This is a genomic window from Desulfovibrio gilichinskyi (assembly GCF_900177375.1).
In the GTDB taxonomy this organism is placed as follows: domain Bacteria; phylum Desulfobacterota; class Desulfovibrionia; order Desulfovibrionales; family Desulfovibrionaceae; genus Maridesulfovibrio; species Maridesulfovibrio gilichinskyi.
Genome location: NZ_FWZU01000001.1, coordinates 835,726 through 848,808 on the forward strand (window position 1 = coordinate 835,726; position 13,083 = coordinate 848,808).

At 40.0% G+C, this 13,083-nt stretch carries 11 protein-coding genes; 2 read left to right on the top strand and 9 right to left on the bottom strand.

The annotated features are described in order from the left end of the window. Positions 1-31: 31 nt before the first annotated feature. From B9N78_RS03910 to B9N78_RS03935, 6 genes are all read right to left on the bottom strand, one after another. The gene (locus tag B9N78_RS03910) at positions 32-2,521 is read right to left on the bottom strand and encodes a PAS domain-containing hybrid sensor histidine kinase/response regulator (RefSeq protein ID WP_085098592.1); all 2,490 of its coding nucleotides are present in this window, start codon (positions 2,519-2,521) and stop codon (positions 32-34) included. A 205-nt stretch (positions 2,522-2,726) separates the two neighbouring features. Continuing rightward, complete coding sequence (locus B9N78_RS03915; protein ID WP_245805453.1) at positions 2,727-3,758, bottom strand: metallophosphoesterase; 1,032 nt, start codon at positions 3,756-3,758, stop codon at positions 2,727-2,729. A 78-nt stretch (positions 3,759-3,836) separates the two neighbouring features. Further along, positions 3,837-5,048 carry an L-serine ammonia-lyase gene (locus tag B9N78_RS03920; protein ID WP_085098598.1) on the bottom strand — a complete coding sequence of 404 codons (1,212 nt, stop codon included), beginning with the start codon at positions 5,046-5,048 and terminating at the stop codon, positions 3,837-3,839. Between the two features lie 196 nt (positions 5,049-5,244). After that, positions 5,245-6,435: an ACR3 family arsenite efflux transporter gene (gene arsB, locus B9N78_RS03925; RefSeq protein WP_085098600.1), complete on the bottom strand. Its 1,191-nt coding sequence runs from the start codon at positions 6,433-6,435 to the stop codon at positions 5,245-5,247. 50 nt (positions 6,436-6,485) lie between these two features. Further along, positions 6,486-6,929, bottom strand: coding sequence for an arsenate reductase ArsC (locus B9N78_RS03930; protein WP_085098603.1), 444 nt, complete (start codon positions 6,927-6,929; stop codon positions 6,486-6,488). 14 nt (positions 6,930-6,943) lie between these two features. Next, positions 6,944-7,321 (bottom strand): ArsR/SmtB family transcription factor, encoded by a 378-nt coding sequence (locus B9N78_RS03935; protein ID WP_085098606.1) that lies wholly within the window; start codon positions 7,319-7,321, stop codon positions 6,944-6,946. Positions 7,322-7,494: 173 nt separating this feature from the next. On the opposite strand from B9N78_RS03935, the gene rsgA reads away from it, so the two are divergent. Further along, a complete protein-coding gene (rsgA, locus tag B9N78_RS03940; protein ID WP_085098609.1) occupies positions 7,495-8,544 on the top strand; it encodes a ribosome small subunit-dependent GTPase A in 1,050 nt (349 codons plus the stop codon). Positions 8,545-8,632: 88 nt separating this feature from the next. Here the strand turns inward: rsgA and B9N78_RS03945 are convergent, their stop codons facing one another. From B9N78_RS03945 to B9N78_RS03955, 3 genes are all read right to left on the bottom strand, one after another. Then, complete coding sequence (locus tag B9N78_RS03945; RefSeq protein WP_085098612.1) at positions 8,633-10,012, bottom strand: esterase-like activity of phytase family protein; 1,380 nt, start codon at positions 10,010-10,012, stop codon at positions 8,633-8,635. Positions 10,013-10,143: 131 nt separating this feature from the next. Further along, on the bottom strand, positions 10,144-11,046 hold the full coding sequence (locus B9N78_RS03950; protein WP_085098615.1) for a TIGR01777 family oxidoreductase: 903 nt from the start codon (positions 11,044-11,046) through the stop codon (positions 10,144-10,146). A 192-nt stretch (positions 11,047-11,238) separates the two neighbouring features. Further along, positions 11,239-11,811: a TetR/AcrR family transcriptional regulator gene (locus B9N78_RS03955; protein WP_085098618.1), complete on the bottom strand. Its 573-nt coding sequence runs from the start codon at positions 11,809-11,811 to the stop codon at positions 11,239-11,241. A gap of 771 nt (positions 11,812-12,582) precedes the next feature. Here B9N78_RS03955 and B9N78_RS03960 point away from each other — a divergent pair. Further along, entirely contained in the window at positions 12,583-13,005 is a 423-nt protein-coding gene (locus tag B9N78_RS03960) for a universal stress protein (protein ID WP_085098621.1), read from the top strand. The last annotated feature ends 78 nt before the right edge of the window (positions 13,006-13,083 follow it).

Sequence of the window (13,083 nt, forward strand, 5' to 3'; positions counted from 1 at the left end):
TTTTACAACAAGATGTGATAATCAGCACACTTTAATAACTGTCAATTACTGATAGAAGTTTCTTTTTTTTGATGGGCTTTGCAAGAAATCCGGTACATCCGGCATTGAAACAATGTTCTCTATCTTCCTCAAAGGCATTAGCTGTCAAAGCCACAATCGGCGTTGTAGCGAGTGAATTTTCTTTTTCGTATTCGCGAATAGCTTTTGTTGCGGCAATTCCATCCATTACCGGCATCTGAATATCCATAAAAACTAAATCAAAATTATCATTTTTAAAGGCAGTTAAGCCTTGGAGTCCATTTTCAACCAGAACAACCTCATGGCCGGACGGCTCAAGGTAAAGATCAAGGAGCATTCTGTTACTTTCGGAATCTTCCACAATAAGGATTCTTTTTTTCTTTGACCCAGAATCAACAGGTATCGCCTCTTCTCCGTTATAAGAATTGTCCTTATTAACTTCATTGCAAATATTGAACGGGACAACAAGTTTAAAGATTGTTCCTGCGCCGACTTTTGACTCAACTAAAATTTCCCCATCCATCAACCCGGCAAGTCGTTTTGCAATGGTAAGCCCCAGTCCGGTTCCGCCATATCTACGTGTGGTGGAGGAATCCGCCTGCGCAAAACTCTCAAAAATAGTGTGCATTTTTTCCGGTGGTATACCTATTCCTGTATCAATAATACTAAAAGTAAATAGTCTGGTGTTCTGCCTCGCCGGAACAGAAGAAACAGTAATAGAGACAGCCCCCTTCTCGGTAAATTTTACTGCATTTCCAATTATATTAAGGAGAATCTGCTTCAAACGGATTTGATCACCAAGTACCAAGATTGGATGATCTGCATCCAGTGTACAGGAGAATTCAAGTCCTTTACTTTTGGCAACAACACGCATGATTGAGTCTATGTCCTTTATAGAAAGACCTAAATCAAAACAGACTGACTCCAGCTCAATTCGCCCTGTTTCAACTTTTGCAAAATCAAGTATCTCATTAATCAGCGCCAGCAGACTTTTTCCCGCGGATTCAAAAAGATTTATGTACCGTTTTTGCTCTTCGTCCAGCTTAGTCTCTAAAAGCAAATCCGCCACTCCGAGAATAGAATTCATCGGAGTGCGTATTTCATGACTCATATTGGCTAAGAATTCAGATTTAGCTTTACTTGCGGCCTCGGCCTGACATTTAGCCAGCTTTAAAGCTTTTACAGCTTTCTTCTGTTCAGTAATATCAGAACCAATACATAATATTTCTAACAACTTATTATCTGAACTATATAATGCTTTATTGGACCAGCTCACCCAAATACGGCTACCGTCTCTAAGCATATTTTCATTTTCGTTGTTTATAAACTTTTCCGGATTATGAAATATATCCTGAGCCATTTTTCGCAAATCACGCCCCGAGCTCTCCACTTCAGGAACAATGGTTCCAATAATGTTTTTCCCTAAAATATCATTACGTAGATAACCGAATATTTTTTCTGCAAACTCATTAAAAAAAGTTATACGACCATTTATATCCATACGTAAGATAATACTGGCGGCATTTTCAACCAACTCCTGATAAAGTTGCCTGCTTTCCCTAAGCCGACTTTCAGCAAGTTTGCGTTCAGCAACCTCTTGTTCTAGCTCATCACGCGAAGCAGTTGTTTCAGTAAGTTTTTTATTAATTACTTCTAAATTTTGAGCATATTGCTCTATATCTTCTTTGGCACGAAGCAACTGTTCTTCTGCCTGTTTTCGCTGACTTATATCTACAAAACATTCAAGTAACTGTTCTTTACCGTTGATTAAAATGATGTTTACAGTTTTTAAGACTGTCAATTTTGTACCTTTGGATGTCAGAAGAACCCGTTCAGACTTATCTACAGCCTGTCCAAGATCAAGTACCGGACACTTTCCTCTTTCAGCAGCACATATAAAATCATGACAGACACGACCCATTATCTGTTCTTTCTCAAGCCCGATGAGCCTGCAAGCTTCTGCATTAGAATCAATTATAATACGACTTTGCGGGTCAATAAGCATCACTCCGGCCTGAATAGAGTCGAGAATTGTATTAAGCCTGAATTCGCTTTGTATAAATGACTCTTCAATCTTCTTGCGTTCTGAAAAATCTTCTATAGTTGCGATAACTTCCGAAGGAGTTTTTTCAGGCGTTACAGGGTTAAACGCTACGCGCAAATACCCTTTTCTGCCGCCGGTCACCGATGTGTAATAGTTTTCGAAATATGAAGGCTCTCCGGACAGGGCTTTAGCTAAAGCTGCTCCTATTTCAATTGTACTATCCTGTGCGATATTAAATCCCAAAAGTTTTTCTCTGGTAGACCCCATGATGCGGACAAACTGTTCATTGCAATCAACAATAATTCCATCTGAATTGAAGAGAATCAGACCTAGTGGAGAACGTTCAAAAATAACACGTAAACGACGCCCGTTTGTTCGGAGTTCATGCTCAGCCTTTCTCAGTTCTGCAACCTCTTTGTATAATTCAGCCAACACTGCCGGATCTACTTTTATTTGCATTTCAACTCCAGATTATGAAAATATCTTGCAGTATAACATGACCTTCGTGCAAATCAAGCTAGATTTATTCAACTAAAGTAATCGATAAAATCTTGCAAACCGCCACTTTTATGCATCTACGTTGCCTTAATAAAAAAGGCGCAAATAATAAATTCGCGCCTTTTTTACACAGGTTCAACTATCTAGATTTGTTTTCAAAATATTTCTAAACCTTAATATGAATAAGCAAAATTTCAGGACGACTGTTAGTACGAATAGGCGGTCCCCAAAATCCTACACCGCAACTGACGTAATACCAAGTTTTACTCTTTTTCAGTATGCCCCAACCCTTTTCATAAAGATCATCAATTATGAAATTAACCGGAAAGATCTGACCGTTGTGAGTATGCCCCGAGATTTGCAATGCAACTCCGGCGCGCTCAGCCTCTTCAAGTTCAGCAGGCTTATGGTCAAGTACAATCACAGGCAACTTGTTATCTGCAGGAATTAACCGTGCAAGCGGCTCTCTAGTTCCTCCGTGCTGTACGGCTGAAAAATCATTACGCCCTACAAGAAGAAATTTACCATCGACAATCACAGTTTCATCCACCAAAACGGAAAGCCCCTGCTTTTCGAGAAAATCTTCGGACCATTTACCGCCTAAATAATATTCGTGATTTCCTAAAACAGCATATTTGCCAAGAGGAGCTTTCAGCCTCTTAAGTTCTTCAACCGCTCCGCTCTGTTTAACATCATAATCATCAAGAACGTCCCCAACCAGAAGAATAATGTCAGGTGTCATTTGATTTATTGATGTTACAATGTTTCCGACCCTCTCACGGCTCATAAGTTTTCCGGCATGAAGATCAGTCACTGCGGCGATGTCGTATTCAACTCCGGTACTGTTTCCGGTTCTTAAATCAAAGCTGAGTTCACGTACTACCGGGGAAGTAGCATTAATATACCCACCGATAACCATCAAAGCAGACACAAGGCAAAGACATGCAAATATTTTGACTTTGGGAACCGCTAAATCCGGAACCATAAGCTTCATGCCGAACCGGATAGGCTCTGCGCATAGCCCAAGCGGGACCAGACAAACTATAATTGTAGCCCAGGTATATCCGGCTCCTTGTAAAAGGATCTTAAGCGAATACGGAATATCTGAACTGAAAAAAATAGTTAACGGCAGCACCACAGTCATAAGATCTGATGCTAGGAGAATACCACGCTTAGTCTTAGGTCTCTCGCTTAACATACGGCATATCCATAGCCGTATGTAAAAATAGCAAAAGAAATAAATAAGTGTAACTTTAAGGTAAAAGCGCATTCTATTTTAACATTTACAACGAGCTGTATATGCTTTTGCAAGCCCGCCATTTGATGTTTCGCGATAAAGACTCGGTAAATCGTGCCCTGTTTCTTTCATTACCGTTACAACCTCATCAAAAGAAATTCTATGTGAACCGTCAGACAGGATTGACATTTGAGCACGCGCAAGCGCACGGGTTGCAGCGCAGGCATTACGTTCGATACAAGGAATCTGCACCAAGCCGTCAACAGGATCGCATGTAAGACCCAAATGATGTTCAAGCCCCATTTCAGCAGAATACTCAATCTGACGGAGAGTTCCGCCCATTAACTGAGTTGCCGCGGCGCAAGCCATAGCGCAGGCTGACCCCACTTCTCCCTGACATCCGACTTCTGCTCCGGATATTGAAGCATTCTTTTTAATTACATTTCCGAATAGTCCGGCAGTAGCCAAAGCTCGAATAATATCATTTTCTTTTAATGAATAAAGATCTTTCAAATATTTAAGAGTCGCAGGAATAATCCCGCAAGAACCGCAAGTAGGAGCAGTAACTATAACGCCGCCGGCTGCATTTTCTTCAGACACAGCAAGGGCGTAGGCTGTCGTAAGTCCGGTAAACTGCATCTCAGGACTGGCAAGCTTTGTACGGCGCAAATATGATTTTGCCTGTCTCCTTAGTCCGATGGAACCGGGAAGAACGCCCTCAGCATCCAGACCGCGTTCAAGAGCTTTTTCCATTACCGCCCACACTTCACGCAAAAAATCCCAGATTTCAGGACCTTCACATTGCTCAACATATTCCCAATAGTTAATCCCTTTATCTGCGCAATGATCCATGATTGAAGCGATATGTTGCAAAGGGTAAACAGAGTTAATATTTGAGTGGCATTTACCTTCTTCACGAATGGCACCGCCTCCGACGCTGTACACTTTCCATGAATCAACAACTTCCTTATTTTCGTTTAATGATTCAAAGAGCATGCCGTTAGGATGTTCAACCATCTTTTCTTCAGCTTTCCAAACAATTTCAGTCTTATCATTACCAAGCACGCAAAGCACAGCCCAGTCGGTCAGATGCCCTTTTCCTGTGGCCGCAAGGCTCTCAAAAAGAGTTACACGGAAAAAAGGAGCATCAGGATGCTTTTCCAGAAAACATTCAGCAGCCATACGCGGCCCCATGGTGTGACTGGAAGACGGCCCGACTCCAATGCGATACAATTCTTTTAAAGATTCCATTATCTAATCCTTATTATATTATTAAGTAAGACTGTGAGCTTAATTATTTTGTGCATCCTGACAGCTTTAACTGTGTAATAGCTGGATAAATATAATTTAATCATATTTATCCACACCTGAGTTGTCAGCATAATATATGTAAAATAAACTAGGTCAAACTTAATTTAAGCAAATAGATAAATTGGTTAGCAAAAGTTTATTTCGTATGTGTAAACCATCCACGAGTCCTCTTACAAAATCCAACAAGCATCAACATCACAGGCACCTCAATTAAGACCCCAACAACAGTAGCAAGAGCTGCACCGGAGGAAAGACCGAAAATCATTACAGCTGTGGCAATTGCAACTTCAAAATGATTCGAGGCTCCTATCATGGCTGCAGGAGCGGCGTCTTCGTAATTTAAATTCATAAACTTAGCAGCAATATATCCCACTGCAAAGATTAAAATAGTCTGCAAGAACAGCGGTATTGAAATCCAGACAATAGTTAAAGGATTAGCCAGAATTACTTCTCCTTTAAAACTGAACAACAAAACCAAAGTCAAAAGCAAGGCGCTGATTGTTATTGGTGTTAACACGTGCAGAAACTTCTCTTTAAACCAAGTTTCGCCTTTCGATTTAATAATCCACTTACGTGAAAAATATCCAGCAAACAATGGTAAAGCAACATAAATTGCGACAGATAAAAGAAGAGCCTGCCACGGGACAGGAAGTTGTCCTACTCCCAGCAAAAACCCACCAAGAACACCATAAAGAATTAGCATTGCTAGTGAATTTATGGCAACCATTACTAAGGTTAGACCGTCGTTACCTTGTGCGAGATATCCCCACACCAGCACCATTGCAGTACATGGAGCTATTCCAAGGAGGATACATCCTGCAAAGTAACTGCGCCAAAGCGGAATTTGTAACATCTTGATTCCATCCTGCAAAACAACAGTTCCGGCTCCATGCAATGAACCGACTGCCAAATCAAGACCAAACGGCATTTTAACTAAATCGACGGCATCTACACCGATGAAACTTTTAAAACAATATCCAAGAAAAAAGATTGCAATGGCATACATTGTAAAAGGTTTGACACACCAGTTAATAAACAAAGTTAGAAATACAGGCTTACCACTTTTCCCAGCTTTGATAACACTGGCAAAATCAATTTTTACCATGATTGGATACATCATAAAAAAAAGGCAAATCGCAATTGGAATAGAAACGACCGGAGCTCCGTTTACATAAAGGGACATGCCATCAAGATTTTTAGCTAATCCAGGTGCAACTTTGCCGAGTAAGATACCTCCGATAATACATAATCCAACCCAAACAGTTAGGTAACGCTCAAAGATACTGGTCATTTTCCTATCATTTACGGGGCCAGTTTTATTTATCATTTCTAAAAAACCTCATAAGTTTGCAGTTAGCTGAGGATCAACAATAATTGTTACTTCAAACTCTCAGGAAGTAATTCAATATAGGCTTTAATCTCGTCACGCACTCTTCTATAACAATCAAGCTGTTCCTCTTCGGAAGCTCCTTTTTCCGCCAGTTCTTTAGCCATTTTAGGAGGATCATCAAAACCTACATGAGTCACTTTGCAGTTACCGGGAAAATACGGACATGTTTCATTGGCATGACCGCAGACTGTTACTACAACATCTAACGCTACCCCCTCAAATTCATTAATATGCTTAGATTTATGTCCAGAAATATCTACTCCGGATTCAGCCATAACCTTAACAGCATTAGGATTCAGACCATGTATTTCAATGCCGGCGGAGTAAGCATTAATCAGGTCACTTTTAAGATGGTGCGCCCACCCTTCAGCCATCTGACTTCTGCATGAATTTCCCGTGCATAAAAAAAGAACATTCATTTTATTATCCATCTATGAAAATCTCCTTATTTCGGACAACATTCTTCACCACGCTGCTTGCGGCAAAGTTCTTCACATTCGATTGCCGTTATTTTTTCAAGAATCTCTATGTCACTCAATATATACGAGTCAGTTGAAACTTTATTTTTAATATAGTTCATAATCGGACCAAATGAAGGTTCTTCGACATTCAGATTATAAATTACCCACCGACCATCTTTTCTACTGCTAACAAGTCCTGAAGAAATTAGAATTCCCATATGACGAGAGACTGTAGCACCTGAAATTTGTAACAGCTCGGTTAACTGACAAGCGCACAATTCTTTATAAGCCATTAGCGCAGCAACAACCCGCAACCTATTCCGATCAGAAAGTGCCTTAAATAAATCAATTAATATATCCACATTTAAGCTCCATTTGCATATTTAGCTAAACAACTAATTGTTTAACCAATACACGTCAAGAATCAAAACTCAAATGACCTATTAAAAATGGTTCTTGCTTGTTATTTATTTGTTACGTAAGTTTTCAAGTTGAAAACAAATTCAGCATCCCAATTTTTTTGTAAGAGGTTTCTTTGAATCAAAATGAATATTCTTTAGCTGACCTTGGCTGGAAAGACTCTTTCCGTGACCAATTCTCTGCCGCTGACAAGGCAACATCCCTACCTGCCAGAGTTATAAAAACTCACAAAGGCCACCTCGTTGTTTCAACTGGGAAAAATGAACATCTCCTGCAAATTGCAGAAACCGGTGTCGGCAGCTTAAACGAACAACCGACTGTCGGAGACTGGCTTTTGCTTGATGCAGAATCCTTTGTTCCGGTTCGTTTGCTGACACGTACCAGCCTTTTGCAAAGAATGAGCCCCGGACAGGAAGTTAAACTCCAACCGATTGCGGCAAACATTGACACTTTGCTGATTGTCTCATCCTGCAATACAGAATTTAATCTTAATAGGCTTGAACGGTATGTATGCCTTGCCCTTGATGCCGGAGTTGAATTTGTAATGGTGCTGACCAAAGCAGACTTAGCTGATGACATTGAAGAATTTAAAGCTAAAGCCAGACAACTGCATGAAACCATGCCGATTATGGTTGTTAACGCCAAAGACAATGAAAGTGTAAGCTGTTTAAAAAAATGGTTCAGCAAAGGAGAATCGCTGGTTCTTTTAGGTTCATCCGGAGTAGGAAAAACCACCTTACTGAATACTATTAACGGAACAGAAAAAGATAAAACCGGCTCAATACGTTTAGCTGACGAAAAAGGCCGCCACACTACAACAACCCGCTCTCTTCACGTTATGCCTTCCGGAGCTCTTTTGATTGATGTTCCGGGAATAAGAGAATTACAACTTCACGACTGCGAAAACGGGCTGTACAATGCCTTTTCAGAAATCACTGAGCTGGCTGATGAATGTAAATTTGCTAATTGCAGCCATACCACTGAACCTGGATGCGCAGTTCAAATGGCTCTTAGCGAAGGCAGAATTGATATCAGAAGGCTTAGCAACTACCTTAAACTGTTAAGTGAAACACAGCAGAACAAAGAAAATATTTCTGAAAAAACAAAAAGAAAATCCAGCTCCGGTAATAAAAAGAAAAAAGCTAAGTCTAAATGGATAGGATAACTTTTTAACTTTCAAATCATTATTTATATTTTTATAAACGAAGGCCGCTCAGAATTGGGCGGCCTTCTTTATTTCATAAATTGAGCAATTAGTAATTTGTAACTTTCTTTGGAAGCGTGATCATCCAGAAACCGGCTTTTTCACCAGTTGCTTTCAGCTCAAATGAAGTATCAACAGCAGAACCGTCATAAGTCATCTTTCCATCATCAAGAACGTATTTGGTTACTTTTTTAACAGGTTTTCCGTCCTTATTCTTTGCAGGGTTTATGGTAACAGAACCGAACCCGAAATCATTATCAGAACAGACCGCAATGGTTTTCATATCAGGGAGAAGTGCCAGACCTTCGGCTTTACTAGGTTTCCAGCCGTAATCACGAAGACTTATAATTTTCTTTTTACCGGCCATTTTTATACCGAGAGATTTAAGCTCATCAGCACCGGAAACCATTTCCAGTTCTTCGCCTTTCGCTGTTTTCTTATCGGTAAGATCCGTTGCATCTTTGATATCAACTAAATAAATAATATTGCGCAGACCGTCTTTACCTGAACCCTGCTCGGTAATAAGAAACTGTGTATCACTTACCGCCTGAAGATCACCGATCTTAACATCCTGACATTTTTTATAAGCATCAACGTCAACAGGGTACGCAAACATCTTTGTTTCGCCTGTATCCGGATCAAGCCATACCAAACGGGTGAAAGGAGCTTTACTGGCGGAAACTTTTCCGTCTACATCACATATAGACTGCACGGCTCCGATGACTTTGTTAGACGGAGTAACGGCTATTCCTTCCATTCCTCTATTCGGCTGACGTTTAGCGATAATGGCAGGCAGTCCCGCACCGGGAGAATATTTCTTGATTATACGCCCGGTATTAACATCCATTTTGGCGATAAACGGTCCGTATTCATCACAAATCCATAAATTGCCATCTTTCTTATCAATGGCGATTCCTTCTGTATCCAGTCCTTCTTTATCAAAACTGAGCACTTTATATGAATCAGACAGAGGGATCTCACCTGTGGACCCTACGGAATTCGGAGGGAGCGGACGACCGGAGATTTTATGACCAGTTGTATCTTTAATCTCAATACGGCTTAAAAGAGTAACTTTTCCGTCTTTGAGGCCAATTGCGCCATATGAAGGTGTATAATCAGGGGCGGGAAAAACTTTTGAAGGGACTTTCTTTCCATCAACTAAAACATAAGGACTGTCTGCGTTAGGTCCGCGGTCACCGATGGCATAAAAAATTCTGGTTCCGTCTTTAGCCAGTCCGACATAAGTCATGCCTGACCCTATGCCGATAGGAAAACCTTCGGGAAAACGATCAGCGTATTGTCCGCTATACGGGACATTATACTTGAGAGGAGTTTCAATTTCATATTGATCAATTTGAAAATCAGCAGCAAATGCAAATCCGGCACTGAGTGCCAGCAAGGTTCCAGCGGCAATAAATTTTTTAATCATGAATGTAGCCTCCATTTTTTTAATGATCAGCTACACCTTATCCGTAAAACATTGGTTTCAATTAAGTTACAATTGAAACACTAAAGCAAAATTATCACATAAATATCAATTAACAATAAATTTTGATCTATTTAATCAACAAAGTGAGTTAACGCTTCCTTAATATCCAAATGCTCAAAATTAAATCCCGCTGTAATCAACCTTTCAGGCAACACAAACTGACCGGTTAACAACACCTCGTCTGCCATCTGTCCAAGTATGAGCTTCAAAACAAAAGAAGGAACCCTCAAAAAAACTCGTTTACCTGCAACCTGTCCAAGCGTTTCAGTAAATTTATTTGAAGTTACAGGATGCGTAGAAGAAAGATTATAAACACCGCGACAGGTTTTATTTTCAATCAGGTAGATAATTGCCCGCACTTCATCATCAATATGAATCCATGAAACACCTTGATGACCATGGCCAAGATAGCTGCCCAGTCCCAATTTAAACGGGCCGAGCATTTTACGGAGAGCTCCGCCGCAGCCTAAAACCATACTTGTCCGGATAATCACCCTTCTAATGCCATAAGATTCTACTCCGGCAGTTGAAGCTTCCCACTTTTTAGAAACTTCCGCTAAAAACGAATCTCCAGCCGGAGAATCCTCGGTAACAGGCTCAGCCCCTTTAGGTCCGTAAAAACCTATTGCGGAAGCTTGTACAACAACCTTCGGGCGGACTTTTGCCTTTGCAACACCCTCAGTTACAGCATGTCCGGCTGCCAGCCTGCTGTGTAGAATTCTATTTTTCTTAGCTTCACTCCAACGTCCTGAAGCTATATTTTCCCCGGCAAGATTTACAATTGCCGCAGATCCCTCAATAAACTCCTCCCAGCCGGATGAAGACTCACCATCCCAAACAACATTTCTTACACCGTCAATATCTGAAACACGTGTTGAACGTGTTAAAGCTATAACTTGATACCCTTTCGCGACCAGAGCCCTACTTAGTTTTCTACCTATAAACCCAGTTCCACCGGTTATAACAACTCGCATAACACCCTCCTGCTCAACTCTGAAACTAGATTTTTACAACAGGACCAGACTTTTGAAGCTGACCTGAGATGGATGTTATATAGTAGACCATTTTTAAACATGATGTCCAGATCACAAAAAAAAAGGTCAATTAGGACCTTATAAAAAAGTGCAGACAAGCACTAAAAATGTTTTATTTAAAAATCATTACAACTAAGCATTTTTTAAGCTGCGCATCAAAAAAGTAAGGGCCGCTTCATATAAATTAGGTGGGCTGTATGGAGTTAAAAGCTTAGTTCTGACCGCACCGACAAGATTGCACAAAATAACTGAAGAAGTCTCCGCGACCGAAACATTTGGAAGAGAACCGTCCTGAACACCGCGAGCTACACAGTTATCAAGCAAAACAGGAATCTGGGCAAATTTATGGACCATAGCATCCCGGTCTGCTCCGGTTTTAAGGTCACTAAACGGCGAGCAACGGATAAGCATTAAAAAATCTTCATCTTTATCAATTGAAAATTCCAGATAACGTCTTGCAAATCTGTAAACAGCATCACATCCGTTTTCAGCCTGCAAAACTTCGTCACGCAAGGCAATGCTAAGCCTTTCTGTTACATCAAATCCAGCTTCCCTGAAAAGTTTTTCTTTATTTCCGTAATGATGAGAAAGTAATCCGACAGCAACACCGGCACGATCTGCAATTTTCTTAAAAGTTGTACCAGAGTATCCCAGTTCACCGAAGACTTCTTTAGCAGATTTTAAAACTATTTCTTTTTTTGTCATCGAGTATCTCTTCTCTTAACTTTAAAAATATACAATCGTAATAATTTTACGCAAAACCCATAAAACGTCAATATTACAATATAACAAAAACAAAAGCCCCTCTGTGGGGAGGGGCTACTGCTTTAAGGAATAGAAAACAGAAGGTGGGGTGTACTAACCGATCAATAAAAACTGCTGCTAACAATAATATAATTGCAACGGAACAGTAATTCGAAATGATCTAATCAATGTCTGACGATCTTAAAATATGATGCGGTCATATTTTGAGATTGCATCCAAGCTATTTTACAAAATTAAATGCGGTAGGAAATTTCTACTTTGTTTGCAGCCGCCATTCACACTCCAACTTAAGACCCCTACAGTCCGCATTGAAGGAATTATACAGCTACAAAAGACGACATATAACTCTGCAAAATCCGCTCAGATCAATATTGAGCGACATCAACTGAGACAATATCTACGTTCAGTTTTTATTTTTGTCAACAAAAAGTAAAAATTTATTCCATAAAAATATATTTTTACTCAACTATATGATTTAAAAGAATTAATAACAAAAATTTATCGATTTATTTGCAACTTAAAAGACTCTTTTTGATCATAAATAATCTTTTTTTACCTCAAAAATCTATTGAACAGTCATTCAGTTTAGGCGTATAAATCACTTCAACACAACTCCAGACTTTAATCATAAAGTGGAGATTAACATTTTTGCTGGTTGCGCCTCACTCGAGGTTCAAGTATTCTAAGCAAAATTTCAGGAGGAGAGTGAACGTGATCTTTTCAAAAATACTAATCCCTGTTGACGGCTCAAGACATTCTGACAACGCTGTAAAATATGGATTTTATCTGGCTGAAATGTGCGGAGCAAAAGTTATCCTTTTACATTGCCATGCCCCGATACCATCCGGACTCGGCGAACCTAATTTTCAAAAAGCTATAGATGACGCAACCCGCAAATCATACGCCATCCTCCAGAAATACCTGAAAAAACCTGAAGCTTCAAATTTGCCCCTTCAAGATAAAATCATTGGCGGAGAAACTACTAAATCAATCGTAACGGTCGCAGATACAGAAAAATGCGACTTGATTATAATGGGTTCAAAAGGAAAATCAGACCTTGAAGGCTTGTTGGTTGGAAGCGTCACTCATAAAGTTCTGAACAGCGCGAGCTGCCCGGTAATGATAATTAAGTAGACATCATTCTCTTAAAAATCAGATTGTAATTAAATATTATTTATTTTAGGCTGACAGAAGTATTCTATGTAACTTGAA